Source organism: Spirosoma agri (genome assembly GCF_010747415.1).
GTDB lineage: Bacteria > Bacteroidota > Bacteroidia > Cytophagales > Spirosomataceae > Spirosoma > Spirosoma agri.
The window spans coordinates 142,774-168,932 of the sequence record NZ_JAAGNZ010000001.1; the positions used below are offsets into that span (position 1 = coordinate 142,774).

The window sequence follows — 26,159 nt, forward strand, 5'->3', positions numbered from 1 at the left end:
TCTGCCTGCACACATAACTGTTCACTGTTAACCGATTACTGTTACGAATGTCTTCTGTTGAATATTTGGGTATTGACGTCGGCGGAACGAACGTCAAAATGGGTATTGTCGATGCCAATAGTGGCAAGATCTCCAATTTCTACAGCCACGATACTATTAGCTGGCGACAGTCCGGTCATTTCGTTGAGCGGTTTGGCGATGCGGTTGCCCTGCAATTGTTTTCCAATAAGGATGTCAAAAAGGTCGGTATCGGTCTGCCAGGCATGCTGAGTCGGGACCGCACGGTTCCCCTCGAAATCACGGCTATCCCCGAAATTAACGACATACCACTCGTCGATACGCTGTCCAAACGGTTCCCCGGCGTTGAGTTTTTTCTGGAAAATGACGCTAATGCCGCAGCGTTGGGTGAATATTATTTTGCGGAAGAAAAGATAACGGAAAACTATATCTTCATTACCCTGGGTACGGGTGTTGGGGGAGCGGCCATCATCAACAAGAAAATATTTACAGGTGGTGACGGTAACGCTATGGAACCGGGCCACATTCCGTCACGTCATGGACGTGTACTGGAGCGTAACATTGGTAAAAAGGAACTGCTGGAGCTGGCCATCGAACGTCGGAACGCGTACAAAGGCGAAACTCACCTGCCCAGCGATGGGGAAATATCAACGACGGGCCTGGTTGCCGCAGCTGCCGAAGGGGACGAGCTGGCTCTTCAAATCTGGACGGAAGTTGGTGAAATTCTGGGTGAAGGACTAGCCGCGTTGATCAAAATTCTGGATATCAAGCAGGTGCTGATTGGCGGTGGTCTGTCGGCTTCCTTCGATTACATAGTGCCTGCGGTAGACAAAACCCTCGACTACTGGCTGAATCCTTATTATAAAAACGGTCTTGCCATCAAACGGGCAACGCTGGGAAATGATGCCGGGTTGCTCGGAGCGGCATCGCTTTGTTTCGAATAGAATAAAGAATAAACGGATCAGGTTCATCGGATGACTTACGGTAGTCATCCGATGAACCTTGCCTTCCCGATGAGCTTAACTCGTCATACGACGTTGACCTCCGGCGAAATTTCTACGCCAAATTTATCGGCTACTGACTGCTGAATCTGTTTGGCAAGGGCTATAATATCATTGCCAGTGGCGTTCCCGTAGTTGACCAGTACCAGAGCCTGTTTGGCATGTACACCCGCATCGCCGGAGCGGTAGCCTTTCCAGCCAGACTGTTCAATAAGCCATCCCGCCGGTACTTTAACAATATCGTTGCCAAGCGGATAGCCGGGTAAGGCTGGGTACGCTGATTTGAGCGCGTCGAACTGTTCCTTGGGTAGTTCCGGATTTTTGAAAAAGCTACCTGCATTCCCAATTTGAGCCGGGTCGGGCAATTTGCTGCGCCGGATATGGATAACGGCTTCGCTGATTGCTTTGATCGTCAGTGCATCGTCCGAAACACCCATTTCGGTAAGGGTTTCCTGAATAGCTCCGTACCGGGTATGAAAAATAGGTTGTTTGTTGAGCTGAAATGTTACGCTCGTAATAATATACTGCCCTTTGAGTGCTCGTTTGAAAATACTTTCCCGATAACCAAAGGCACAGTCTGCATGGGTGAACGTATGCTTTTCGCCCGTCAGAATGTGAACCGCTGTCAATGATTCGAACACCTGCTCCAGTTCAACCCCGTAGGCGCCGATGTTCTGCATAGGAGCCGCACCAACGGTGCCGGGAATAAGCGACAGGTTTTCCATACCCGCATAATTCCGCTGCACACAGAACCGAACCAGCTCATGCCAGTTAACACCCGCACCCGCTTTCAGATAAATATGGTCATCGTCTTCGCGAACGATGTCGATGCCCTTGATACTCATTTTGACAACCAATCCGTTGAAGTCGTGGCAGAGTAGTACGTTACTGCCTCCGCCAAGAATCAGCTTGGGCGTATCGACAAATTCACTCAGTTGTAATAGTGTCTGAATATCGTCCTCCTGATTAACTTCAACCCAATACCGCGTTGTAACGTCAATCCCGAACGTGTTGTAGGGCTTGAGCGACACGTGGCTTTCTAGTGTTAGCATGTGTTGTTTGTAGTAAGCGCCCAAAAATAACTAAAATATAGGTTTGGTAGCTTACGGACGATCTGCTTGAGCAACAAGAATGACTAAATAGTTATTTTTGTCATCTACTTAAATTATGGCTATGCGTTTTGGTTTGAATAAAGGCTCCGTAGTGGCCTTGCTGATGTTGGCCGGTTGCGCAGCAAGTCGTCCAACGGTGTCGACCAAGTCGGTCAATTACAATAGTTACGATGATGATTTGTCATCGGTACGCCCTGTCTATAACGCTACCGTGCCTGGGCGCTCGTCAGCGGCAACGCGGCCAGCTGCACCATTACCACCAACAGCGCCAGCTCCGACACGTAGGAGCGAAGCAGCAAAACCCACCGGCCCGGAAGAAGCCCTGCATGTTAACCGTAAGCTCGATTCGGTGATGGACACGCTTGCCGTTAAAAATCGAACCGTTCGGTACGCGCCCGGATACCGGATTCAGGTTTATGTAGGAAACCAACGTCAGGAAGTTGATGCGGCTAAGTTACTAATTTATCAAAATTTTCCCGAACTTAGCCCATATTTGAGCTATACTCAGCCAACTTATAAACTTAAGATCGGTGACTTTATGCGACGAATAGATGCCGAACGATATTACACATCGATTCGCCAACTGGTGCCCTCAGCTCAGTTGCAACCTGATAAAGTAGACGTTCGACGGAGCCTCTCAATAAAATAAGTTATATTTTTTGACTCTTTTCATTTAGTTTTGGTGAGTTATGTACAATTTAAGCGGTGGAGTTCCCCCGTGTAACAAACTATGAAGAAAGCATTAATAACCGGTATAACCGGACAGGATGGAGCTTACTTGACCGAACTACTCCTGTCGAAGGGGTATGAGGTACACGGCATCAAGCGCCGGAGTTCGCTGTTCAACACGCAGCGGATCGACCACATGTACGAGGATCCGCACGAAAAAAATGTGCGGTTTAAACTGCACTACGGTGATCTGTCCGATTCTACCAACATTATCCGTATCATTCAGGAAGTACAACCCGACGAAATTTACAACTTGGGTGCTATGTCGCACGTACAGGTGAGTTTCGAGGAGCCTGAGTATACGGCGCAGGTAGACGGTATCGGAACACTTCGGATTCTGGAAGCTGTTCGACTACTGGGCCTGACGGAAAAAACCCGCATTTATCAGGCGTCAACGTCTGAATTGTACGGTGGTGTTCAGGGGCACGCGCAGTCGGAGACAACACCGTTCTATCCCCGCTCACCTTACGCGGTAGCCAAGCAGTATGGTTTCTGGATTACGGTGAACTACCGCGAAGCTTACAATATGTATGCTTGCAACGGTATCCTGTTCAACCACGAATCGCCATTGCGTGGTGAAACGTTCGTAACCCGCAAAATCACTCGTGCCGTAGCTCGTATCGGTCTGGGCCTCCAGGATAAAGTTTACCTGGGTAACCTCGATTCACAACGCGACTGGGGCCATGCTAAAGATTACGTCGAAGCGATGTACCTGATTCTTCAGCAGGAAAAACCGGAAGATTTCGTAATTGCTACTGGCGTTACGACTCGTATTCGGGATTTCGTGCGGATGTCTTTCGCTGAGATCGGTGTTGAACTGGAATTCAAAGGTGAAGGTGAAGCAGAGATTGGTGTGGTCGTGAGTTCGTCGAATGCCGACTTCCCCATTGAAGTTGGTAAAGAAGTTGTCGCTGTTGATCCACGTTACTTCCGTCCAACGGAAGTTGACTTGCTGCTTGGCGATCCAACCAAGGCAATGACCCAATTGGGCTGGACACCTAAGTATGACTTGCCTGCTCTTGTTAAAGATATGATGACGGCTGACATTGATCTCTTCCGTCGTGATCAGTTATTGGCGGAAAGCGGTCACCAGGTACCGAACTACTACGAGTAGACAACGGGTTGCTATACCGCTCATTGCTTAAATTGTTTACAAAAAGAAAGCCCGTCTGTTGAGACGGGCTTTCTTTTTGTAAACAATCGTTTCTGGTTACACAGGAACCGCGTAGTAGTACATCCGCGAACTGTTCGGGTACATGCCAATCAGCATCAGACCCTCGCCTTCTTTTACGGATGATAGAATGGCTTGCAGGTCTTTCGTCGTTTTGACGTTTTTGCCATTTGCTTTCACGATGATGAAGCCTTCTTCAACGTCCGTTTCAGCCAGTTTGCCATCTACAATCTTCTTCACGCGTACACCGCCCGTAACACCCAGTTGTTTAGCATCCTGCGCGCTCAACTCTTCGAAGTCGGCACCTAGCGTGCTAAGTGCAGTGCTGGCTGCTGTAACATCCGCTTTTTTGATCACATCGCGACCACCGTTCCGATTACGGAGTTCGATTTTGAAATCGCGCTCTGTACCGTTGCGGTTAACCGTAACGTTGAGGACATCACCTGGACGACGACGACCGATGATTTCACGCATCTGAGCGTCTGAATCCAAAGGCTGACCTTCCATTTTAACGATCACATCGCCTTTTTCCAGACCGGCTGTTTTCGCAGCACCGTTATCGACCACGCTCTCGACATAAATACCCCGACCAACTTTAGCCCCTTTATCTTTAGCGACTGTACTGTTCAATTCTATGGGCAGAATACCGAGGTAACCCCGTTGAACGTTACCGTATTTCAACAGATCAGCAGAGACTTTCTTCACCAGCGAAACAGGAACGGCAAAGCCATAGCCACTGTAATAACCCGTTGCCGAGGCAATCGCCGAATTGATCCCAACCAATTCACCACGTAGGTTTACAAGCGCACCACCCGAGTTGCCGGGATTGATCGCTGCATCTGTCTGGATAAAGGCTTCGATTGGTGTATCAGCCTTCGGATCGTTCTGCTGACGAGCATTCTGACCCTGGCTCAGGATACCGATACCACGGCCTTTTGCACTCACGATACCTGCCGTAACCGTCGATTCGAGATCGAGCGGGTAACCAACGGCTAACACCCATTCGCCTAATTTCAGCGCATCAGAATCGCCAAGCGTGATGGCAGGCAGGTTGTTTGCGTCTACTTTGATAACCGCTAAGTCTGTCAAAGGATCGGTACCGATCACTTTTGCTTTGAAGCTACGCTTGTCGGTCATAATCACTTCTACTTCGTCAGCATCCTGGACAACGTGGTTGTTGGTTACGATATAACCATCTTTGCTGATGATAACGCCCGAACCTGATGCCTGGCCCTGCTGACGCCGTGGACGCTGATTACTGCCTCCGAAATCATCACCGAAGAAGTCCCGGAAGATGTCAGGTACTTGTTGTTGACGAACCGTTCTGGTCATGGTCGTGCGAATGTGAACAACCATAGGTGTAACGGCTTCAGCTGCCGTAGAAAAATCGCCCGGTGTAGCCGTTGGGCCATTACCAGTCAGGGCAGCTAACCGCCCCGTAATCGTCGGGGTAGGCGACGATTCATTGAAAAAAACATCGCGCTTATTAAACCCCAGAAGGTTGTAAGCCGCCAGCGTAACTGCACTTGATAAAAGTGCCATCAGCGCTAATAGTTTCCAGTTGCTTTTCATGATTAATTGGGAAAATCTAAAAATTGCTATCCTTATGTGTAAGACGTGTACTAATTTACTGTCACTTGTCTCTATAACGGAAACTTGGTGCTGAAAAATTCGACCTATATCGTCCTTAACAATTTTTAACAGGGCTTTGTTAAGGGGGCTAATAAGACGATTTAATTCCTGTGAGGATCACCAGCACAGGCGTTAAAACAAACGGATTAATGGTCGTGTTAACCACCGATCTCAATTTGCCGGGGCGGTTTTACTTTAGTCTCTTTACGCTTCGGAAGCTCGATTTTGAGAATGCCATCCGCGTAGGAAGCCTGAATGGTATTGACATCGACCGAAGTAGGTAACGTAAACGTTCGCTGGAACGACGAATAGCTGAACTCCCGGCGTGTATAGTTCTCTCCGATCCGTTCGCCTTTGCCAGCTTCCTCGTTCCGCATTTCCTGACGAGCCGAGATTGTAAGAGTCGTGTGATTTAGGTTTATCTTGAAATCTTCCTTCTTCAAACCCGGAGCAGCCACGTCAATACGAAATCCATCCTGATGTTCTACGACATTAACGGCTGGAACATTACGTACTGAAGAGGAACTTGTGTTGGAGAGTTTGTTGGCATCACGACCGAAAAAATTCTCGATCAACGTTGGGAAATTGTTGTTCGTGTGCATCAACGGATTCATGATCAGCATTGGTCCAAGATCGAAAACTGGTTTAACAGCTCGTGCTAGTTCGTTTTCAAAGTTTGTGCCAGTACATGTACAGAAGCAAGGTCGGTCAGATTGTCATTTTTGCTTGAGCTTGATCGCTAGCAACAGAGACAAGATGGCAGGAAATGGCTAAAATACCAAATAGGGGAGGACACTGTAGTAGGCCACAAAAGAGTACGCTTCGCGAAGCGGTTTCGCCTTGTAAAAGAGAAAGGGCTTATTTAATGTCCAGGAGTTCGAGTGCTTTTTCGGCAGCCGCTTGTTCCGCTTTTTTCTTGCTATAGCCCGTACCGGTGGCGAACTGTTCCTCGTCGATAATGACTTGCGCGATAAATTCCCGGAAATGGCTGTTGCCTTTCTCCGATAAGATCTCAAAGCGTATTTCTTTCCCCATACGTTGCGCCCACTCGATAAGGCGGCTTTTGAAGTTTGCGTTGTTCTGCACTACCGAGTCGATGTCATAGTGAGAAAGCAGCTCTTTCAGAATAAATCGACGGGAAAATCGGAAGCCTTTGTCCAGATAGACGGCTCCAACCAGCGCTTCAAGCGCGTCGCCGTACATAGACGTACGGGCGGGTAAACTACGGGTACGGCTACCATCGTATTCGATCAGGTGATCGAGGCCAATTTTGCGCGAGATGCCATTGAGCGTTTCCCGGTTGACAATCCGGGAGCGAATTTCGGTTAGGAAGCCTTCGTCTTTGTAGGGGTATTTTTTGAAGAGGAATTCCGCAATAACCATACCCAGCACTGCGTCACCCAGATACTCCAATCGTTCGTTCGATTCCCGGAACCCCTCAATAGCCGTAGCCTTGGACGCTGACGTATGGCGTAAGGCCAGCTGGTACAAGCCTATATTTGATGGTCGTTCTCCAATGATGTGAGCAATGGACCGTCGCAGATTTTTGCGCGGGTCAGCATCACTCGACCGGAACCAATCGAACGGATTGAACAAACTACGGGGTAGCGCGAGTTGCACGACTCAGCTTAGTTTACGGAAAATGACAATGGCATTGTGTCCACCAAAGCCAAACGCATTGCTCATTACGGTTGTTAACGGACGGGCCTGCGCTGTTAATGGTGTTAGATTGAACCGAGAGTCAACAGCTTCATCCAGATTAAACAGGTTAATCGTGGGCGGAACGAGCTGGTACTCCAAAGCCTTAATACTGGCAATTGCTTCAACCGCTCCAGCTGCCCCTAGCAAATGGCCGGTCATTGACTTCGTTGAACTGATGTTTAGCTTAAACGAGTGATCGCCAAACAACTGATAAATGGCTTTCAACTCCTGCGGGTCGCCAACGGGTGTAGACGTACCGTGGGTGTTGATGTAGTCGATATCCGTCGGGGCAATCCCCGCATCATCGAGTGCATCCTTCATTGCCAGATATGCACCTAAGCCATCCGGGTGCGGGGACGTAATATGGTAAGCATCCGACGACATGCCACCACCAATTAATTCGGCATAGATTTTTGCTCCCCGTGCTTGAGCATGTTCGTACTCTTCCAGAATGAGCGATCCAGCACCTTCGCCTAGCACAAAACCATCACGATCTTTGTCGTAAGGCCTTGATGCGGTTTCGGGTGATTCGTTCCGTTCCGAGAGGGCACGGTTGGCGTTGAAGCCGCCAATCCCGGCGCGGGTAACGGCTGCCTCGGAACCACCAACAACGCACATGATCATCCGGCCTAACCGAATGTAATTGAATGCGTCGATAATGCCATTGTTCGTTGACGCACAGGCCGAAACCGTTACGTAATTGGGGCCGCGAAAGCCGTACCGCATGGAGATTTGCCCCGATGCGCTGTCGGCAATCATGCGAACGATAAAGAAAGGATTGATCCGTGGTGTGCCGTCGCCTTTGGCGTAGTCGATCATCTCATCTTCGAACGATTTGAGACCGCCTATTCCGGAACCCCAGATAACGCCAACCTTGTTCCGATCAATTTTCTCCAGATCCATACCGGAATCCCGGATGGCCTCATCGGTAGCAATGAGCGCGTAATGCGTAAACGCATCCATTTTGCGGGCATCCTGCCGGGGAATGAACTGCGTGACATCAAGCCCCTTTACTTCACACGCGAATTGCGTCCGAAATTTTGAGGCATCAAATCTCGTGATCGGTCCGGCACCGCTTACGCCGGCTGATAAGTTGTTCCAATAGGTCGGTACATCATTACCAATCGGCGTAAGTGCGCCTAAACCCGTTACGACTACTCGTTTTAACGTCATACAGTTTAACTGCGGGGTAATTAGAAGAGAAAAGCGTTAGTCGCTCAATCTCGAAGGATTATTTACCGGCGTTTTCTTCCAGGTAGGTAATAGCCTGACCAACCGTACCGATGTTTTCAGCCTGATCGTCTGGGATAGAAATGTTGAATTCTTTTTCAAATTCCATGATCAACTCAACCGTGTCGAGTGAGTCTGCGCCCAAGTCGTTCGTGAAGCTAGCCTCTGGCGTCACCTCCGACTCTTCTACACCTAGTTTCTCGACAATGATATTCTTGACCTTTTGTGCAATTTCTGACATTTTAGTAGTCCTTTGGGGTTGAAAAACTGCGCAAAGAAACGTATTTACCTTTGTATTGTCAAACAATTTTTTGAACAATACGCCGTTTCGTTTAACGCTCCTGCATTTGGTATACTTTTGTATATCAGTTGATTAGGCTAAATTTTGTTCATAGTCTGTTGACTGCCAGACGGCAGCAGTTAAAAGACCATTAGGCCGGACACATGTTTTCAGGGGACAAAACGTAGCTGTTGTAGCACCCGCTTTTTTTCAATCCGTCGACTTTTGTGCTGCTATTTATAGACACTAAATCACCACTTCTGTCTATTTATCGATTAGGTCAGCGAAGTCTGCCCGATAAGTCAGTTTGGCGACAGCACTAGTGATTAATCGGCCAGTGGTGGTTGTACGTTGTCCAGATTGAAGTGCAGCCCCCGGTTTTCGCGTCGTGCCATCGCCATTTTGATCACCAAATAAGCCACTTCGATCATGTTGCGAAGCTCACAGATCGGTACGGAAACTTTCGACTGGCGATAAAGCTCCTCGTGTTCCAGATAGATCAGTTCAAGCCGGTCCATAGCCCGCTTTAGCCGCCGGTTCGTCCGAACAATGCCGACGTAGTTCGACATGATCGACTCTAGTTCCTTTTTCATCTCAGTCACCAGAACCAATTCTTCCGGATGGGTTGTGCCCGCATCGTTCCAGGTGGGCAGATTGTCGGGGACAACGGCCTGATCGAACAACTCGACCGTTTTCTGGTAAGCCCGATGACCGAATACGACTGCTTCGAGCAGGGAATTTGATGCTAGCCGATTGGCTCCGTGCAAGCCCGTGCAGGAACATTCGCCGACCGCGTAAAGAAACTGAATGTTGGTTTGCCCCCATTCGTTGACCCGAATGCCTCCGCACAAGTAATGCTGCGCCGGAACGACGGGAATGTAGTCTTTCCGTAAATCCAGCCCCAAATGGTCGAAGCAATAGGCTGTGATATTCGGGAAATGTTCGACAAACTTCTCGTAATCGCAATGGGTCACGTCGAGATAAACATGCGAATCACCCGCTTTTTTCATTTCGGAGTCGATCGCGCGGGCCACGATGTCGCGGGGAGCGAGCGAAAGCCGTGGATCATAGTTCTCCATGAACGTTTCGCCTTTCTTGTTCCGCAGAACACCCCCGAAACCGCGTACAGCCTCTGAAATCAGGAAGTTCGGTTTTTTGCCCGGTTCGTACAGAGCCGTCGGGTGAAACTGGATGAATTCCATGTCTTTACCAATCCCTTTGGCCCGATAAGCCATCGCAATGCCGTCGCCAGTAGCAATGTTGGGGTTTGTCGTGTTCTGGTAAATATTACCGATCCCGCCCGTGGCCAGTAAGGTTGTTTTTGCCAAAAACTGCTCGACCTGACCAGTCTGTGTATTCAGTACGAACGCTCCGTAACACTTATTATCGGTGTCGTACCGATGAACGGTGTCGCCCAACTGGTGGCGGGTGATGAGTTCAACGGCGTAGAAATGCGTGAATATCTCGATTGACTTCAGTGAATGCGCCTTTTCGAGCAGTGCTCGTTCAATCTCGGCTCCGGTAATGTCTTTGAAATGCAGGATACGGAAATCGGAGTGACCGCCTTCCTTCGCCAGGTCGTAGCTGTCGCCGTCATGCTCCTTATCGAAGCGAGTACCATAATCGATCAACTCACGAATCCGACCCGGCCCCTCATTCACCACGATCTCCACAATGTGCCGGTCGTTCAGAAAATCGCCCGCAATCATCGTGTCGTCGATGTGTTTTTCGAACGAATCGTCTTCCGACCAGACGGCGGCAATACCGCCCTGCGCGTATTTAGTGTTTGTTTCGTCGGCCTGAACCTTGGTAATGACGCCAATGCGGACCGGAGCCGCGTTCGACTCTTGTTGTAGATTCTCGAAGTGCATGGCCAGCTTGGTGGCATAACTCAGGCCCGCAATACCGGAGCCGATAACAAGAAAGTCGAATTGATGGGGCATTACTATGAATTTGGACGTACCCTATTTATAACTGGGTAATAACGATGAACTGGAAGAAGGAAAGTCAGTAGCTTTTCTGTTCTACCTGATAGCTGGTTAATCAGCCTACGTGTGGTCAATACCTGTTGAGCATATTATGGGTTAACTCAACTCCAGCATTCTGGCTACCGATTCGTAGGCTTTCAGGCGTACATCTTCCGGCACGATGATTTCCGGTTGTTCATAAAGCATAGCGTTGTACACTTTTTCCATCGTGTTCATCTTCATGTATGGGCACTCGGAACAGGCGCAGGTATTATTCTGGCTGGCCGGAGCCGGAATGATTTTCTTGTGCGGAGCGGCTTCTCTCATTTTGTGAAGAATACCGGCTTCCGTTCCCACGATAAAGGTCTGCTCCGGGCTGTCAACGACGTATTTCAACAGCGCCGTTGTTGAGCCCACGTAATCGGCCTGACTCAAGATGTGCTCCTGACACTCGGGGTGCGCAATGAATTTCGCTTCCGGGTATTGCTGACGCAGTTTTTGCAGTTTTTCGAGCGATATGTCGATATGGACAATACAGGCACCATCCCAAAGCACCATCTCACGACCGGTCTTCTTCGACACGAAACGGCCCAAATTGGCGTCCGGCGCAAAAATGATCTTCTGATCTTTGGGCAGGCTCTCAACGATTTTCAGCGCGTTCGACGAGGTAACGATAATGTCGGATAATGCCTTGATTTCGGCTGAACAGTTGATGTATGACAGGACAATATGGTCAGGATACTGTGCTTTAAAAGCCGCGAATTTGTCGGCGGGGGCAGAGTCAGCTAGGGAACAACCCGCGTTGAGGTCCGGAATGACGACTTTTTTATCGGGGGATAAAACTTTGGCCGTTTCGCCCATGAAGTGTACACCGCAGAAAACGATCATGTCAGCGGGTGTAGCAGCGGCCTGCTGGCTCAGACCAAGGCTATCGCCAATGTAATCGGCTATATCCTGAATGGCACCATCTACGTAATAATGTGCGAGAATGACGGCGTTCTTTTCTTTCTTGAGCCGGTTAATTTCGGCCACTAAATCTATGTCGTCCGCAACGGGTGCATTAACGTAACCTACGCGTTGAACTTCTTCAAGGAGTGCTTCCATCGATGGTATAGCAGGGAGTTTTATACTTAACAACGAATAATGGTAAAATGTCACGGTAGGCGCTCAGTGAGCATCACTGTAACGAGCGTAGTAATGTAGTAATACTGACTTGATGCCGGGCGAATCTACCGCACCGGCGGACCGGCGGGGCAAGTCCATGCAGGGCGAATCCACGCGGGGCGAATTTCAGGAAATCGATTGGGCTTTCAAACAACAGTCTCTATTTGGTTCGTTTTGTTATAAAGTTAACTCTGTTCATGACCGACGATTTGCTCAAACTCCGCATTGTTCGTATTCATACTGAAACGTCAGATACCAAGAGCTATTTCTTAGAATCGGTGGATAGGAAACCAGTTCGCCACCGGGCCGGGCAATTTCTAACGTTACTGCTGCAGCATAACGGTCATGAAGTCCGACGATCTTATTCGCTCAGTTCAGCCGGTACCGAACCATTGCGACTTACGATCAAACGTGTGCAGAACGGCGAGATTTCCCGCTATCTGCATGATACCTTACGAGTAGGTGATGTGCTGACCAGTCTACAACCCGCCGGACGCTTTACGCTGGACGAAAATTTACCGGGTGATCTTGTATTGTTAGGCGCCGGAAGTGGCATTACACCGTTGTTCGCACTTGTCAAGCAGGTACTGTGGATAGAGACGCATCGGCGAGTGACACTGCTATATAGTAACGCCAATGAACGGGCCACCATTTTTCGGGAAGAGCTGGACGATCTACAGCGTCAGTTTCCTGACCGTTTCCGCCTGTTATATCTGTTGAGTAACCCGTCTGACGAATGGAATTGGCTGCGTGGACGGTTAAACAATGTGATGCTCGAACGGCTGCTTCCCGATCTGGTCGGTGAGTCGGATGGTGAGACAGTACATTTTTACATATGCGGACCGGGCGATTACATGCGTATGGTGCAATTTACGCTGGTGTTCAGCGGATTTCGTCCTGATCAGATTCGGCGGGAAAATTTCGTCGTTGAACCGGTTGTATTGACACCACCACCGCTCAGTGCGCAGGATCGAACGGTATTGCTACGCTTTCGTGGTCGGGAGACAGAGATTCAGGTACCAGCCTACAAATCCATTTTACAGGCTGCTCTGGACGAGGGTATTTCGTTGCCTTACAGCTGTCGGGGTGGACGATGCTCGACCTGCGTGGCCCGTTGTCAATCGGGACGTGTGCATATGACAATCAACGACGTGCTGACTGAACGCGATCTTCGCGAAGGTTGGGTACTGACTTGTACCGGCTACCCGGAAAGCGATGGAGTTGTTATTGAAGTGTAGCGTGATAGTGTAACGCGGATATCCTGTCCGCATAGTAACATAGAAACTCGGCGGACAGGATGTCCGCGTTACACTTTCGTCTTCAGGAATTCAATAACCACGTTTAAGCCTCGCTGATAATGATTGTTGTTCGGGATAACAATGTCGGCTTCAGCGCGATAGGGCTTAATAAATTGCCGGTAAGTGGGTTTAACATGGTATTTCCAGCGGTACATGACATCATCGAGATCATAGCCGCGTTCTTCGGCATCCCGTTTTACGCGTCGTTCAAGTTTGATACTGTTTTTGGCGTCGATAAAGATTTTCAGGTCCATCTGATCGGCCAGTTCGCGGAAATGAAAAACGAAAATGCCTTCGACAATAATAATTGGCGCGGGCTGAAACGTCAGCATCCTCGGGATGATAGTCGGATTATTGAACGTATACTCTTTCTGGATGACGGTTTCACCCTGACGAAGTTGCTCGATATGCTGCGCATACAGATGGTGGTCAATCGTTTCGGGTAGATCGAAATTGTGAACACCCTGATCATCGACTGGAATCACATCGCGGCTGAGGTAATAATTGTCCTGAGAAATCAGGCAAATCTGGTCTTCACGAAATGCACTTAGAACGCCCTTCAAGAACGACGTTTTGCCAGAAGCACTGCCGCCGGTAATACCGACAATAAACGGTTTGATCGCCATAATAGGACAAAGATACGGAGAACACAAACCAGTTTGATTCTCCGGTTGGCCTACAGCGTGAATAATCGAATGAGTAGACCACCAATACCGGCTCCAACCAACGGACCGAGTACAGGAATCCACGAATAAGCCCAATCGGAAGAGCCTTTGCCCGGAATAGGCAGCAGTGTGTAGGCCAATCTCGGACTCAGATCGCGGGCAGGATTTATGGCGTATCCCGTTGTTCCACCGAGCGAAAGGCCAATGCTCCAGACTAGAATTCCGACCAGATAGGGACCAACGCCAATGGCCAGTTCACCCAGGTTTTTTGACGAAATACCGGCCAGGCCAAGAATCAGCACCATCGTGGCCAACGCTTCGCTCAGAAAATTAGCCCCCTTATTACGAATGGCCGGACCGGTAGCAAAGCAGGCTAGTTTGTCCCATGGGTCGGGCGTAGCAGCCCAGTGTGGGTAGTAATGAAGCCATACGAGTAGTGCCCCCAGAAAACCGCCGATCAACTGAGCCGTGATGTAAGGAATTACGTGCGAAAAATCATTGGTGGCAATAGCAAAGGCAACGGTAACCGCCGGGTTTAGGTGCGCATCGACACTCCCGAAGGCTTTGGCTACGAAAACGCCCATCGTCACGGCAAACGCCCACCCTGCCGTGATGACGATCCAACCGGCGGATTCGCCTTTGGTCTGTTTCAGGACGACGTTTGCCACTACACCGTTGCCCAAAAGAAGTAAAACTGTTGTACCAATTAATTCGCCGAGAAAGGGAGACGTTTGCATAAACAGAGTGTGCGTACCAACAAGTGATTCGTGAACAGACTGTTGCTGTCGATAATCACCAATATCAGGATTTAGGAATAGTTTGTGCGAATTAAGTCATATTTTTGACGCAAACGTAAGGCGGGAAAATCATTCTTGTAAAATCTGGTTTATACCCGACCCCGCAAACCCTTTCGTCGTTTACTTACTCACGTATGAAAAGCATACTTTTTGAACAAACGGGCCATCCTGCCACGGTCTTGACGGCAAAAGAAGTGGCACTGCCCGAACCCGGTCCCAACGAGGTTCGGATAAACGTGATCGCAGCTCCCATTAATCCATCGGACATCATGTTCGTGCAGAATCTGTACGGTATTCGACCCCAGTTGCCATCGGGCGTGGGTTTCGAAGGGATGGGGGTCATTGATGCCGTGGGTGAAGGCGTTGAGATGCCTACTGGAACGCGGGTAAGTTTCACGGGCACCGGAACCTGGTCAGACTATGCCATTGCGCATCAGCGGAGTTTAATTCCAGTCCCCGATGCCATCAGCGATGAGGTAGCCGCGCAATTGTTTGTCAATCCGTTTACGGCTTATGCGATGGTGCAGGATTCGGGCGTGACGGAAGGCGGTTGGCTAATGATAACCGCTGCCGGATCGGCCTTTGGCAAAATGGTGATTCAATTGTGTATGATGCGGGGTATCAAAACAATTGGCACCGTTCGGCGCGATGACCTGAACAACGAACTGAAAGCACTGGGTCTTACCGAAGTAATCAATACCGAAATCGAAGACCTGGCTGCCCGCGTCAGGCAAATCACTGATGGCGCCGGTGTACCCTGTGTGCTGGATGCTGTTGGTGGTACCACAACGACCGAAGCGATAAAGTGCCTGAGTAAAGGTGGTGTGCTGATCATATATGGTCTGTTAAGCTTGCAGGACCCATCTATCAACGTTGGCTTGCTAATTTTTAAGGAGTTGACCATCAAAGGATTTTGGCTGACCGACTGGATGCGCCGGGCCGATAGCAAGACCCGCCAGGATGTTGCGCAGAACGTCATTAGTCTGCTGGCATCGGGTAAAATACAACTGCCCGTGGAAGCATCGTATTCGCTGGATCAGATCGTTGACGCCGTTGACCATGCTGATCGGCCGGGACGGTGGGGAAAGATTCTGATCAAGCCCTGACCTGGTTCAGTAAATAGGTTTATGAACAGCGGTATAAGGCCAGAAGCCGTTGAGGCTGATTTTTGTGTGGTCCACGCTGCGTTTGGCCCCGTATTCGCTAACTTTCTCTTTCTCATAAGACAGGCTTCGTTATCTTTGGAACAATATCCGAGGAAACTGACTCGTTTGTTCCAAAACAACTGCTGGTCCAACTCATCCACTTACCCGACTCGTTCGTATGCTCTTGCTTCAGGTTCCGGCCGTTGACACCACGGCCGCATCGCTGTCGGCCACAACGGCTGCTCAACCCCAAAGTCTACAATTATTTGATCTGGTAGCCAAAGGCGGTTGGGTCATGGTGCCCATTGCGTTTTTGTTCTTCGCATCGCTCTACCTGATCTTCGAGCGTTATTTCGTGATTCGTTCCCAGACGAAATCAGACTCGAATTTCATCGATAACATTCGGGATATGGTAGCGCAGGGAAATATAAAATCAGCAGAGTCCTTTGCCAAAAACCAGCGGACAGCTATGGGACGCGTGTTCGAAAAAGCAATAGGCCGCATCGGTTCGCCGATTAAGGACATCGAAAGCACCATCGAAAGCGTCGGTCAGATCGAACTGTCCCGACTGGAACGGAATATGGGCTATCTGGGTATCATCGCCGGTATTGCCCCGATGCTTGGCTTTATCGGTACGATCTCTGGTATCATCCGTATTTTCTACGATATTTCGCTGTCCGACAACATCAGCGTGGGTATTATTGCCGGTGGTCTGTACGAGAAAATGATCACATCCGGCGCGGGTCTGATCGTTGGTATTCTGGCCTATACCGGATATCACCTGCTGAACATGATGGTGGAGCGGTTTACTCTTGCGCTCGAGATAAACGCCTTTGAGTTTATTGAAGTTCTCCAGAAACCGACGTCGGAACCCGCTCGTATGCGGTAATGTACGGCCTTAGACCCTGGTCTAACGTCCACTATCCCAGTGTCTTTCACTATGAAACTCCGAAGAAAAAATAAATTTGCTGCCGAAGTAGCGACATCGTCGCTGAACGACATCATGTTCTTCCTGCTGCTGTTCTTCCTGATTATTTCGACAGTTGCCAACCCGAACGTTATCAAACTAATGCTGCCCAAAGCGTCATCGACGCAGCAGTTGAGCAAAAAACAGGTGACGCTATCGGTAGACGATAAAAAACAGTACTTCATCGACAAAAAGCCCGTCGATCCGGCCAATCTGGAAAATGAGCTGAAAACAATGATGGCCGGTATTGCGGAACCAACCGTTGTTGTTCGCTTTGATAAAGCACTTACTGTGCAGGATCTGGTCGATGTACTCCAAACGGGGGCTAAGCTGAACATTAAAATGGTCATGGCCACCTCGAAGTAAAATCAGTTTTTAGAAACTAGGTAACTATTCAGCCGATGCAAAAACTGCATCGGCTTTTTTATTGGTTCTAATCAATTGGGCTGGCTTTCTAGTTTATAGGCTAAACCCAACTATCTTTTCTCCGTATGATTGCTGACTACACTGAAGCCGCCGTTTGTCATGTTGATGATCTTGTTGACGGACAGTTAAAAGAGGTTCGCGTTGGTGATACCGACGTGCTGCTGGCTCGCGCCGACGGGCAATACTATGCGCTTCATCCTAAATGCACCCACTATCAGGCTCCCCTGGCGATGGGTTTGCTGCATGGAAACCGACTCGTTTGTCCCTGGCACAATGCCTGTTTCGACGTTCGGGATGGCCATCGACTCGAAGCGCCCGCTCTCAATGGGTTGCCGACCCACGAAGTCCGAATAGAGGGCGATCAGGTCTTTGTACGGCTGACCACCTATAAGGAAAGTTTAGAGAATCCGATGGTTGCGCCTGATGAGGCTAACGCTACTGTTTATACCATTGTTGGCGGTGGCGGAGCCGGGGCATTTGCTGCGGAGGCCATGCGGGAAGCTGGATTTACGGGTAAGATCGTGATGCTGACCGAAAGCCAGGAAGGCCCTTACGACCGCCCTAATTGTTCGAAAGATTACTTACAGGGTAAAGCTCCCGATGAGTGGATGCCCCTGCGTACGGACGAGTTCTATAAAAACTACGGCATTGAGGTTCGGACGGGGCAACACGTAACGTCGCTCGACCCCACGACCAAACAGATTGAACTGGCTTCCGGCGAAACGCTTACTTATGACAAAGCGCTACTTTGTTCGGGAGGAAAGCCAAATACGTTACTGGGGTCGAATGCAGATATGAAGGGTGTTTACATGCTTCGTAGCTTGCACGACAGCCAACACCTTCGTGAAATAAGCCACCAGGGGAAGCGCGTGGTCATTGTTGGCAGTTCGTTTATCGGGTTGGAAGGAGCCATGAGTTTACGCAAACTGGGCTGCGAAGTCGAGGTCGTTGGCACCGAGCCTGTTCCTTTTGCAAGAACATTGGGCGAAAAAATTGGCCGGCTCATGCAGGGCTGGCACGAGAAAGAGGGCATCCGGTTTCACCTGGATTGCAAAGTAGAGCGGCTGGAAGGTGGTGATTCGGTCAACGCCGTTGTGCTGAATAATGGGCAACGACTCCCCGCCGACTTTGTCCTGCTGGGCCTTGGTGTAAAACCGAATACGGATTTTCTGAAAGGTGTTACGCTCGAAGACGACGGTGGTGTCAAAACCGACGAATACCTCAAACTGGCCGATGATCTTTACGCGGCCGGCGACATTGCGCACTATCCGGCGGCTGATGGCTTCCAACGAATCGAGCACTGGAAAGTAGCTGGCTTGCAAGGGTATAACGCGGGAATAAACATGGCTGGCCAAGAGGAACCTTATCAAGCTGTGCCCTTCTTCTGGACGAACCAGCAGGGGAAGCGAATCAATTACGTCGGTCATGCCGACCATTTTGAGGATATTATCTACGATGGTAATCCTGAAACGGACGAAGCCTTTTTGGCGCTGTACGTTCAGGATAATGTGATAAAAGCCGCAGCGGGTCTCAAGCGCGATCAGGATATTATCGCTATTCGGGAACTGATGCGCGAAGGTCGTATGCCTTCGGTGGATGCCGTTCGGCAGGGTATAAACTGGGTCGATGTGCTGAAGAAAGCCTAGTGCCGTATCGAGACAAGTCAGCTATAAGTGGCAGTGGTGGCTGACTTGTCCGCCAAACGGTTTACCTTTGCGCCCTGACCGTGCTAAATACCCGGTTTGGTTATGACGCATCAACTTGTACTTAAGAAACCGCTGGCTTTTTTCGATCTCGAAACAACTGGCATCAACGTCGCTAAAGACCGCATCATCGACATCTGCATTATCAAGGCGCTGCCCAACGGGGATGTCGTTACTAAGAATCAGCGTGTTAACCCCGGGATGCCGATCCCGCTGGAGTCCAGCATGATTCATGGCATTTACGATGACGATGTAAAAGACGCTCCTCCCTTCAAGTCCGTTGCCCGCACGCTGGCTCAATTTATGGACGGTTGCGATCTGGCCGGATTCAATAGCAATCGGTTCGATGTCCCCGTGCTGGTTGAAGAATTTCTGCGGGCAAACGTCGAGTTCGAGATGAAAAACCGACGCATGATCGATGCTCAGCGAATTTTTCACCTGATGGAACCCCGCAACCTTTCGGCAGCGTATCGATTCTACTGCGACAAAGAACTGGTCGGTGCCCACGGAGCCGAAGCCGATACCATTGCGTCACTCGAAGTGCTCAATGCGCAGGTACAACGTTACATGGGTATGGTTGCGAAAGCCGACAGTGGCCAGGAGGTTGTCTTCGAGAACGATGTCGATATGCTGCACAGCCTGACCGCGAACAAAAATGTTGACCTTGCCGGACGGATCATTATCAACGAGAAAGGCGAAGAAGTTTTCAATTTCGGCAAGCACAAAGGACTACTGGTACTGGACGTGCTGAAAAAAGAGCCTTCGTTTTACGACTGGATACTCAAGGGTGAATTTCCGCTCGACACCAAGCGACGACTGACCGAAATCAGGTTGCGTGCGTTGAGTAACGGTATTGGCAAAAAATAAGACAAGCAGGCGTTTCGGACAGTCGGGCAATTGAAATAAATGCTATGAATAACGGCAAAGCTTTATTAATTCCCCGAATTCCCTATCTACCTTAGCTACCCAAATTTGAGCAAGCCCGAATAATCTTTACATTTGCGGCACTTTCTATTAACCGGCAAGCCATGCAACCCACGCAGGACGTCCTCATTCCGGAAGTCATTCAGCAAATACCACTTACGTATTACCTGATTCTCAGCACCGCGCTGTTCGTTATCGGCATCATCGGCGTACTGACCCGACGCAATGCGATCATCATCTTCATGTCGATTGAGTTGATGCTTAATGCCGTCAATTTGTTGCTCATCGCATTTTCTTCCTACCGTTCTGACTCCTCAGGACAGGTATTCGTCTTTTTTATCATGGCTGTAGCTGCCGCCGAGGTATCGGTTGGGCTGGCTATCATTGTGATGATTTATCGAAATACCCGATCAATCGATGTAGGACTACTTAATAAGTTGAAATGGTGAACTAAGTTTTCAGTTCATGGTTTGCGGGCCGAATACGACCGTTGACTGTTGATTGTGAACCGTAAACGTCAAACAATTTCATGCAAATAGAATTACTCTGTGCGTTAATTCCGCTTTTTCCGCTGATCGGTTTCCTCATCAACGGTATAGGCTTTCGTCGGGTACCGAATGGCCTTGCCGGGACGCTGGCTACGGCGGCCGTGTTGGCTTCATTTCTGACGTCGATCTATCTGTTCGGCGTTTTCCGGGCAGGTGATAACCAGACCATTGTTGCCACCTTATTTGATTGGATCAGTGTCGGCGACCTGCACATCAACTTTTCGTTCCAGATCGATCAATTATCGCTGCTGATGCTGCTGGTCGTGACGGGTGTCGGAACGCTTATTCATCTCTATAGTATTGGCTATATGAGCCACGATGAAGGATTTGGCAAGTTCATGTCGTTTCTGAACCTGTTCATTTTCTTCATGCTCCTGCTGGTGATGGGGTCAAACTACGTCATCATGTTTATTGGATGGGAAGGCGTGGGACTTTGCTCCTACCTGCTGATCGGCTTCTGGAACAAAAACACGAGCTATAACAATGCCGCCCGGAAAGCATTTGTCATGAACCGCATTGGTGACCTGGGCTTTTTACTGGGTATATTCATGCTGATCAACACTTTCGGCACGGTCGAATATCTGGACGTTTTCAAGCAGGCTACGAGCCTGGAAATCGGGGACAAAACCATCCTGCTGATCACGATGCTGCTGTTTGTCGGCGCAATGGGTAAGTCGGCACAGATTCCGCTCTACACCTGGTTGCCTGACGCGATGGCCGGTCCAACGCCCGTATCAGCCCTGATCCACGCAGCGACAATGGTGACGGCGGGTATCTACATGGTCGTTCGCTCGAACGTATTGTATACGCTGGCACCGCTGACGCTGGAAATCATTGGATTCATCGCGATTGCAACCGCTTTGCTGGCTGCGTCCATTGGTCTGTTGCAAAACGATATCAAGAAAGTACTGGCCTATTCGACGGTGTCGCAGTTGGGCTACATGTTCCTGGGCTTGAGCGCAACGGCCTACACGGCGGGTATGTTCCACGTAATTACGCACGCGTTCTTCAAAGCACTGCTGTTTCTGGGAGCCGGTAGCGTCATCCATGCGATGTCCGACGAGCAGGATATTCGTAAGATGGGTGGATTGCGGAAAGCGCTTCCGGTTACGTTCATTACATTTTTAATCGGAACGATTGCTATTTCTGGTCTGCCACCCTTCGCGGGCTTCTTCTCCAAAGATGAAATTCTGGCGCACGTTTTTGAGCATAATAAACTCCTGTGGGCGCTTGGCGTAGTGGGTTCGGGTCTGACTTCCTTCTACATGTTCCGATTGTTGTTCCTGACTTTCTTCGGTGAATTCCGGGGAACGGACGAGCAGCGGCATCATCTTCACGAGTCACCCATTACCATGACGGCTCCCCTGATTGTATTGGCCGTTCTGTCAGCCATCGGTGGTCTGTTGAATTTGCCCGGTTCGGGTTGGTTGGGCGATTTTATGGCTCCTTTGTTTGAAGGGTCACGTCAGGTAAGTCCGGCAGCCTTCGCCGAATCGACGATCGAACACAGTACCGAATATATTTTGATGGCTGTTTCGGCGGGTGTTGCCTTATTTGCCTTGATTGTAGCGTACGTTATGTACATCAGCCGCGGGGCTGTACCTGCGCCGGATACAGCCGATCGGTCATTACCACAGCAGGTCATCTACAACAAATATTACGTTGACGAACTGTACGAAGCCATTATCGTTCGGCCAATCCGTGGCATGGGCGATGCGCTCTACAGCTTCGGGGAAGGACTTATCGATGGCGTTGTCAATGGCGTAGCCTGGCTCGTGCGTCAAAGTTCGGCTCAGCTACGACTCCTGCAAAGTGGCTCGATTGGTTTTTACGTGCTGGCAATGGTCGCCAGTATTGCCGCCATTTTTGCGCTTCGGTTTTTCATCCGATTTTAGTTAGCTACAACGATTCACGATCTATCGCCAATCGCCCTCGAAAAATACTATATGATTACACTATTTCTAATCCTTTACCCTGCCGTAGCGGCCACATTGATCCTATTGTTCGGGGGAGAGCGGGTAAAACAGGCGGCTCTGGTGGCTGCACTGGTCGAACTGGTTGTGGCGGGCTACGCTTTTTATACGTTCCAGCCCAACGCAACGTCCCAGTTTGGTTTCGATTATCCCTGGATAGGTACGATAGGTATTCGGTTCAGTGCCGGTATCGATGGAATCAGTGTTTTACTGGTAGTATTAACGGGTTTGCTGGTGCCATTCATCGTACTGTCTACATTCAATCGTAGCTATGAGCGCCCAAATACGTTTTACGCGTTGATGTTGTACATGCAGGCTGCGCTCATTGGTGTTTTTACCGCCCGTGATGGCTTTCTGTTTTACCTGTTTTTCGAAGCCGCGCTGATTCCCATTTACTTCCTGGCGGCCATGTGGGGCGGAGAGAATCGTATTCCGGTTACGTTCAAGTTCTTCGTCTATACCATTTTCGGTAGTTTGTTCATGCTGGTTGCATTGGTGTATTTGTATTACCAGACACCTGCCACAGCGACAGTCACCCATTCCGCTGCCATTGCTGATTTCTATAACCTCAAACTGACTCCGGAAGCGCAGAACTGGATTTTCTGGGCGTTCTTTATTGCGTTTGCCATCAAGATGCCGGTTTTCCCTTTTCACACTTGGCAACCTGATACGTATGTTGAGTCGCCTACGCCGGCGACAATGCTGTTGGCGGGGATCATGCTGAAAATGGGCGTTTATGGCCTGATCCGGTTTATTCTTCCTACGGTGCCACTTGGCGTTGAAACATGGGGGAAAACGGCGGTTATTCTTTCCGTTATCGGCATTATTTATGGCTCAATAATTGCCATTCGTCAGCGCGACATGAAGCGGCTGATTGCTTATTCGTCGTTTTCGCACGTTGGCTTGATGGCCGCTGGTGTGTTCTCGCTTACCGAAACGGGCATGCAGGGCGCACTGATACAAATGCTGGCCCACGGCATCAATGTTGTCGGTATGTTCTTCGTCGCTGATGTGATTTTCTCGCGTACCAATACCCGCCAGCTCGATCAGTTGGGCGGTATCACCCGAACAACTCCCAAGTTGACCGTTTACTTTATGATCATGCTGCTGGGTAGTGTGGCGTTGCCGCTCACGAACGGGTTCATCGGGGAATTTTTGCTGTTACACGGTGTCTTTACCTATAATCATTACCTCGGTTTTGCGGCCGGTCTTACTATTATTTTTGGTGCTGTATACATGTTGCGGATGTTCCAGAAAAGCATGTTTGGGCCAACGTCGTCGCGCACCGAAACGTTTGCTGATCTGACATCGTCCGAAAGTTGGGTATTCATTCCGCTGGTCGTTATGGTCTTCTGGATCGGTATTTACCCCCATTCGTTTTTAAAAGTAACCGAACCTGCCGTTGCCAACCTGATGAAATACATCGGTACGACTGCGGTGTCAATGAAATAAGTGTTAAAAAGTGTACGGTTACCGGTTCCAGCTGATCTGCATGGGTCAGCTACCAACAGAGCCAGAAGCCGTAGATCGAAAAACGAACTAATATGCTTCCCATCGTTCTATTATCGGTTTTTGGTATCGCGCTATTGTTCCTCGGCTTCCTCAAGTCCAAGGCAGTGCTGTTACCGGCTACATTACTTTTCCTTGCGATTACAATAGCCGCTAATTTCTTCGACTGGAACAAATCGTATCTGTACTTCAACGATATGCTGCTTACCAACAACTTATCGATGGTCTTTACGGCTATTATGTTGGGATCGGCGTTTATGGTTGTTGCCTTATCAAGTAGTTTTGCCGACGATGAATCGGCGCAACCCGCCGAATATTATTGTCTGATTTTGTTCTCGCTGGTTGGCGCGGTCATGATGGTTGGTTTCGAAAACCTGATCATGCTGTTTGTGGGCGTCGAAATCCTGTCCGTTTCCATGTACGTGTTGACCGGTAGTGATAAGAAGAACCTACGCTCGAACGAAGCTGCACTGAAATATTTTCTTATGGGCGCTTTTGCCACAGGGATCATGCTGTTTGGTATGGCTCTGTTGTATGGCGCAACCGGTTCCTTTACGTTAGCAGGCCTACATGCTTACGCGTCCAATGGGCAGGTGGGTCTGTCACTGCTCATGTACGTGGGTCTGTTGATGTTGCTGATCGGTTTGTTGTTTAAAGTTTCGGCTGCTCCATTCCACTTCTGGACGCCCGACGTGTACGACGGTGCTCCGACAATTTTCACTGCGTTCATGTCGACGGTTGTGAAGACAGCTGGCTACGCGGCTTTGTTTCGGTTATTATCCGTATCGTTTGTCGGCGTGTATTCGTTCTGGTGGATCATTTTAGCCGTCCTTACCGCATTGACGCTAGTGATAGGTAACGTTACGGCGGTTTATCAGAACAGCTTCAAGCGCATGATGGCCTATTCGAGTATTTCCCACGCAGGATACTTGTTGCTGGGTCTGGCTGCGTTGGGTACGCAAACGAAGCAAGCGATTGTCTTTTATTCGCTGGCGTATTCGGTGGCTACGATTTCGGCGTTTGGCGTTCTGCTGTTAGTGGCCCAGCAGCGCAGTACCCAAACATTTTCGAGAGAAGGGGGAGCGAGCGAGAGCTTTGAATCGTTTAACGGACTTGCCCGGCAGAATCCGCTATTAGGTTTTGCTATGGCGGTGTCGATGCTGTCCCTGGCCGGTATTCCGCTGACAGCTGGATTCTGGGGTAAGTTCTACATGTTCTCGACCGCCGTTGAGCGTGGTCAGATTTGGTTGCTGGTCGTTGCCGTACTTATGTCAGCCGTTGGTATCTACTATTACTTCCGGGTAATCATTGCCATGTACTTTCGCGAAGGGGCATTCGAGCCAATTCGGGTAGCGCCGTTTTATCGCTATGTATTACTAGCAGCCACAATTCTGACACTAGGTTTAGGTATTGCTCCTGGATTGCTACAGGGTCTTTTTTAACAAAAGGTAAGTCGATGTCAAGCCGTAGCCTAATAATTGAAACACAATTACATACGTGTTTGCTATCTTCGCTGTACGTTTAGGGTAGTCTATACTTACATTGACCGATCTATTTTCTATTTTTCTCAGGTAAAAAGTGAACGTGAGCAGCATTGAACAGCCAAAGCCTAGAGCATTTAAGGATATTTTCTCGTTCTTTCTAACGGCTTTGCTGGGTGCATCCATCAACTTCGTAAGTCAGATTTTTTATCGTACTTATTTTGATTACGCCACCAGTGTTCTTTGTGGTTATCTCACGGCTACCGTCCTGACGTTTATTCCAACAAAACGCTATGCCTTCTCGGCGGCCCAGACCGGCAACACTGGTCGGGAAGCGGTCAAGTTCTTAGCCATCGCTCTGGTCGCACTGCTGGTGCAGGTGTATGTAGCCAAATATACGCTGGAGTGGGTTGCCAATCCGATGTTTCCAACGGCTACCAAACTGATGCGCGAGAAAGGCTCACACGTAGCGGGCATGGGCATGAGTTTCATGGCAAACTATTTCGGGCATAAGCTGCTAACATTCCGGACAACTGGTATGTACGACAAGCTAACCGCGAAGTCGCCCCGTCGAAACGAAGAAAAAGTATAGCATCTCAGCCCTGGCAATTCTTCGATTTGTTTAATTCTGTATTGTACTTTTCTTTGTGATAGTCCTCTATAGTGGAAGAGGATGCAGTCAGTTTTGCATCATTGAGAAAAAATGTATATTTGTCCA

24 protein-coding genes are annotated in these 26,159 nt (G+C 49.4%); 14 read left to right on the forward strand and 10 right to left on the reverse strand.

Translation table 11 applies throughout. The features are described 5' to 3' along the window. Positions 1 to 47: 47 nt before the first annotated feature. A complete protein-coding gene (locus GK091_RS00565) occupies positions 48 to 962 on the forward strand; it encodes an ROK family protein (protein WP_164034708.1) in 915 nt (304 codons plus the stop codon). 83 nt (positions 963 to 1,045) lie between these two features. Here GK091_RS00565 and murB read toward each other — a convergent pair whose 3' ends face one another. Continuing rightward, positions 1,046 to 2,071, reverse strand: a complete 1,026-nt coding sequence (gene murB / locus GK091_RS00570) for a UDP-N-acetylmuramate dehydrogenase (RefSeq protein WP_164034709.1) — start codon at positions 2,069 to 2,071, stop codon at positions 1,046 to 1,048. A gap of 121 nt (positions 2,072 to 2,192) precedes the next feature. On the opposite strand from murB, the gene GK091_RS00575 reads away from it, so the two are divergent. Further along, positions 2,193 to 2,780: an SPOR domain-containing protein gene (locus GK091_RS00575; protein ID WP_164034710.1), complete on the forward strand. Its 588-nt coding sequence runs from the start codon at positions 2,193 to 2,195 to the stop codon at positions 2,778 to 2,780. An 81-nt stretch (positions 2,781 to 2,861) separates the two neighbouring features. Further along, positions 2,862 to 3,974: a GDP-mannose 4,6-dehydratase gene (gmd, locus tag GK091_RS00580; protein ID WP_164034711.1), complete on the forward strand. Its 1,113-nt coding sequence runs from the start codon at positions 2,862 to 2,864 to the stop codon at positions 3,972 to 3,974. 96 nt (positions 3,975 to 4,070) lie between these two features. Here the strand turns inward: gmd and GK091_RS00585 are convergent, their stop codons facing one another. The 7 genes from GK091_RS00585 to nadA form a co-directional block, all read right to left on the reverse strand. Next, complete coding sequence (locus GK091_RS00585) at positions 4,071 to 5,603, reverse strand: Do family serine endopeptidase (protein ID WP_164034712.1); 1,533 nt, start codon at positions 5,601 to 5,603, stop codon at positions 4,071 to 4,073. A 218-nt stretch (positions 5,604 to 5,821) separates the two neighbouring features. After that, complete coding sequence (locus tag GK091_RS00590; protein WP_164034713.1) at positions 5,822 to 6,277, reverse strand: Hsp20/alpha crystallin family protein; 456 nt, start codon at positions 6,275 to 6,277, stop codon at positions 5,822 to 5,824. A gap of 244 nt (positions 6,278 to 6,521) precedes the next feature. Beyond that, the gene (rnc, locus tag GK091_RS00595; RefSeq protein WP_164034714.1) at positions 6,522 to 7,283 is read right to left on the reverse strand and encodes a ribonuclease III; all 762 of its coding nucleotides are present in this window, start codon (positions 7,281 to 7,283) and stop codon (positions 6,522 to 6,524) included. 3 nt (positions 7,284 to 7,286) lie between these two features. Next, positions 7,287 to 8,537, reverse strand: a complete 1,251-nt coding sequence (gene fabF / locus GK091_RS00600; RefSeq protein WP_164034715.1) for a beta-ketoacyl-ACP synthase II — start codon at positions 8,535 to 8,537, stop codon at positions 7,287 to 7,289. 58 nt (positions 8,538 to 8,595) lie between these two features. Then, the gene (locus tag GK091_RS00605; protein WP_009284998.1) at positions 8,596 to 8,835 is read right to left on the reverse strand and encodes an acyl carrier protein; all 240 of its coding nucleotides are present in this window, start codon (positions 8,833 to 8,835) and stop codon (positions 8,596 to 8,598) included. Between the two features lie 365 nt (positions 8,836 to 9,200). Then, complete coding sequence (nadB, locus tag GK091_RS00610) at positions 9,201 to 10,817, reverse strand: L-aspartate oxidase (RefSeq protein ID WP_164034716.1); 1,617 nt, start codon at positions 10,815 to 10,817, stop codon at positions 9,201 to 9,203. 141 nt (positions 10,818 to 10,958) lie between these two features. Next, positions 10,959 to 11,945 carry a quinolinate synthase NadA gene (nadA, locus tag GK091_RS00615; protein WP_164034717.1) on the reverse strand — a complete coding sequence of 329 codons (987 nt, stop codon included), beginning with the start codon at positions 11,943 to 11,945 and terminating at the stop codon, positions 10,959 to 10,961. Positions 11,946 to 12,202: 257 nt separating this feature from the next. Between nadA and GK091_RS00620 the strand changes: the two genes are divergently transcribed. Then, a complete protein-coding gene (locus GK091_RS00620) occupies positions 12,203 to 13,243 on the forward strand; it encodes a ferredoxin--NADP reductase (RefSeq protein WP_164034718.1) in 1,041 nt (346 codons plus the stop codon). Positions 13,244 to 13,311: 68 nt separating this feature from the next. Here GK091_RS00620 and udk read toward each other — a convergent pair whose 3' ends face one another. Next, positions 13,312 to 13,929, reverse strand: coding sequence for a uridine kinase (gene udk / locus GK091_RS00625; protein ID WP_164034719.1), 618 nt, complete (start codon positions 13,927 to 13,929; stop codon positions 13,312 to 13,314). A gap of 50 nt (positions 13,930 to 13,979) precedes the next feature. Beyond that, a complete protein-coding gene (locus GK091_RS00630) occupies positions 13,980 to 14,705 on the reverse strand; it encodes an MIP/aquaporin family protein (protein WP_164034720.1) in 726 nt (241 codons plus the stop codon). A 194-nt stretch (positions 14,706 to 14,899) separates the two neighbouring features. On the opposite strand from GK091_RS00630, the gene GK091_RS00635 reads away from it, so the two are divergent. The 10 genes from GK091_RS00635 (at position 14,900) to GK091_RS00680 (ending at position 26,033) form a co-directional block, all read left to right on the forward strand. Beyond that, entirely contained in the window at positions 14,900 to 15,871 is a 972-nt protein-coding gene (locus GK091_RS00635) for a zinc-dependent alcohol dehydrogenase family protein (RefSeq protein ID WP_164034721.1), read from the forward strand. A gap of 217 nt (positions 15,872 to 16,088) precedes the next feature. Then, complete coding sequence (locus GK091_RS00640; RefSeq protein ID WP_164034722.1) at positions 16,089 to 16,799, forward strand: MotA/TolQ/ExbB proton channel family protein; 711 nt, start codon at positions 16,089 to 16,091, stop codon at positions 16,797 to 16,799. Between the two features lie 51 nt (positions 16,800 to 16,850). Further along, positions 16,851 to 17,243, forward strand: coding sequence for an ExbD/TolR family protein (locus GK091_RS00645; protein ID WP_164034723.1), 393 nt, complete (start codon positions 16,851 to 16,853; stop codon positions 17,241 to 17,243). Between the two features lie 125 nt (positions 17,244 to 17,368). Continuing rightward, a complete protein-coding gene (locus GK091_RS00650; RefSeq protein ID WP_164034724.1) occupies positions 17,369 to 18,949 on the forward strand; it encodes an FAD-dependent oxidoreductase in 1,581 nt (526 codons plus the stop codon). Between the two features lie 102 nt (positions 18,950 to 19,051). After that, positions 19,052 to 19,873 carry a 3'-5' exonuclease gene (locus tag GK091_RS00655; protein WP_164034725.1) on the forward strand — a complete coding sequence of 274 codons (822 nt, stop codon included), beginning with the start codon at positions 19,052 to 19,054 and terminating at the stop codon, positions 19,871 to 19,873. 161 nt (positions 19,874 to 20,034) lie between these two features. Further along, positions 20,035 to 20,379 (forward strand): NADH-quinone oxidoreductase subunit NuoK, encoded by a 345-nt coding sequence (gene nuoK, locus GK091_RS00660; protein WP_046577146.1) that lies wholly within the window; start codon positions 20,035 to 20,037, stop codon positions 20,377 to 20,379. Between the two features lie 80 nt (positions 20,380 to 20,459). Then, positions 20,460 to 22,373, forward strand: coding sequence for an NADH-quinone oxidoreductase subunit L (gene nuoL, locus GK091_RS00665; RefSeq protein WP_164034726.1), 1,914 nt, complete (start codon positions 20,460 to 20,462; stop codon positions 22,371 to 22,373). A gap of 51 nt (positions 22,374 to 22,424) precedes the next feature. Next, positions 22,425 to 23,903 carry a complex I subunit 4 family protein gene (locus GK091_RS00670; RefSeq protein WP_164034727.1) on the forward strand — a complete coding sequence of 493 codons (1,479 nt, stop codon included), beginning with the start codon at positions 22,425 to 22,427 and terminating at the stop codon, positions 23,901 to 23,903. Positions 23,904 to 23,995: 92 nt separating this feature from the next. After that, positions 23,996 to 25,402 (forward strand): NADH-quinone oxidoreductase subunit N, encoded by a 1,407-nt coding sequence (locus tag GK091_RS00675; RefSeq protein WP_164034728.1) that lies wholly within the window; start codon positions 23,996 to 23,998, stop codon positions 25,400 to 25,402. 136 nt (positions 25,403 to 25,538) lie between these two features. Then, on the forward strand, positions 25,539 to 26,033 hold the full coding sequence (locus GK091_RS00680; protein ID WP_164034729.1) for a GtrA family protein: 495 nt from the start codon (positions 25,539 to 25,541) through the stop codon (positions 26,031 to 26,033). Positions 26,034 to 26,159 lie beyond the last annotated feature (126 nt).

Excerpts from the sequence above, each read along its gene's own strand:
- nadB (WP_164034716.1), bottom strand. The coding sequence starts at position 10,817 with ATGCCCCATCAATTCGACTTTCTTGTTATCGGCTCCGGTATTGCGGGC.
- GK091_RS00675 (WP_164034728.1), top strand. The coding sequence starts at position 23,996 with ATGCTTCCCATCGTTCTATTATCGGTTTTTGGTATCGCGCTATTGTTC.
- nuoL (WP_164034726.1), top strand. The coding sequence starts at position 20,460 with ATGCAAATAGAATTACTCTGTGCGTTAATTCCGCTTTTTCCGCTGATC.
- nuoK (WP_046577146.1), top strand. The coding sequence starts at position 20,035 with ATGCAACCCACGCAGGACGTCCTCATTCCGGAAGTCATTCAGCAAATA.
- GK091_RS00630 (WP_164034720.1), bottom strand. The coding sequence starts at position 14,705 with ATGCAAACGTCTCCCTTTCTCGGCGAATTAATTGGTACAACAGTTTTA.
- GK091_RS00645 (WP_164034723.1), top strand. The coding sequence starts at position 16,851 with ATGAAACTCCGAAGAAAAAATAAATTTGCTGCCGAAGTAGCGACATCG.
- nadA (WP_164034717.1), bottom strand. The coding sequence starts at position 11,945 with ATGGAAGCACTCCTTGAAGAAGTTCAACGCGTAGGTTACGTTAATGCA.
- GK091_RS00590 (WP_164034713.1), bottom strand. The coding sequence starts at position 6,277 with ATGAATCCGTTGATGCACACGAACAACAATTTCCCAACGTTGATCGAG.
- GK091_RS00650 (WP_164034724.1), top strand. The coding sequence starts at position 17,369 with ATGATTGCTGACTACACTGAAGCCGCCGTTTGTCATGTTGATGATCTT.
- GK091_RS00640 (WP_164034722.1), top strand. The coding sequence starts at position 16,089 with ATGCTCTTGCTTCAGGTTCCGGCCGTTGACACCACGGCCGCATCGCTG.
- GK091_RS00635 (WP_164034721.1), top strand. The coding sequence starts at position 14,900 with ATGAAAAGCATACTTTTTGAACAAACGGGCCATCCTGCCACGGTCTTG.
- GK091_RS00575 (WP_164034710.1), top strand. The coding sequence starts at position 2,193 with ATGCGTTTTGGTTTGAATAAAGGCTCCGTAGTGGCCTTGCTGATGTTG.
- GK091_RS00670 (WP_164034727.1), top strand. The coding sequence starts at position 22,425 with ATGATTACACTATTTCTAATCCTTTACCCTGCCGTAGCGGCCACATTG.
- fabF (WP_164034715.1), bottom strand. The coding sequence starts at position 8,537 with ATGACGTTAAAACGAGTAGTCGTAACGGGTTTAGGCGCACTTACGCCG.
- GK091_RS00620 (WP_164034718.1), top strand. The coding sequence starts at position 12,203 with ATGACCGACGATTTGCTCAAACTCCGCATTGTTCGTATTCATACTGAA.
- GK091_RS00655 (WP_164034725.1), top strand. The coding sequence starts at position 19,052 with ATGACGCATCAACTTGTACTTAAGAAACCGCTGGCTTTTTTCGATCTC.
- udk (WP_164034719.1), bottom strand. The coding sequence starts at position 13,929 with ATGGCGATCAAACCGTTTATTGTCGGTATTACCGGCGGCAGTGCTTCT.
- gmd (WP_164034711.1), top strand. The coding sequence starts at position 2,862 with ATGAAGAAAGCATTAATAACCGGTATAACCGGACAGGATGGAGCTTAC.
- murB (WP_164034709.1), bottom strand. The coding sequence starts at position 2,071 with ATGCTAACACTAGAAAGCCACGTGTCGCTCAAGCCCTACAACACGTTC.
- GK091_RS00585 (WP_164034712.1), bottom strand. The coding sequence starts at position 5,603 with ATGAAAAGCAACTGGAAACTATTAGCGCTGATGGCACTTTTATCAAGT.
- GK091_RS00565 (WP_164034708.1), top strand. The coding sequence starts at position 48 with ATGTCTTCTGTTGAATATTTGGGTATTGACGTCGGCGGAACGAACGTC.
- GK091_RS00605 (WP_009284998.1), bottom strand. The coding sequence starts at position 8,835 with ATGTCAGAAATTGCACAAAAGGTCAAGAATATCATTGTCGAGAAACTA.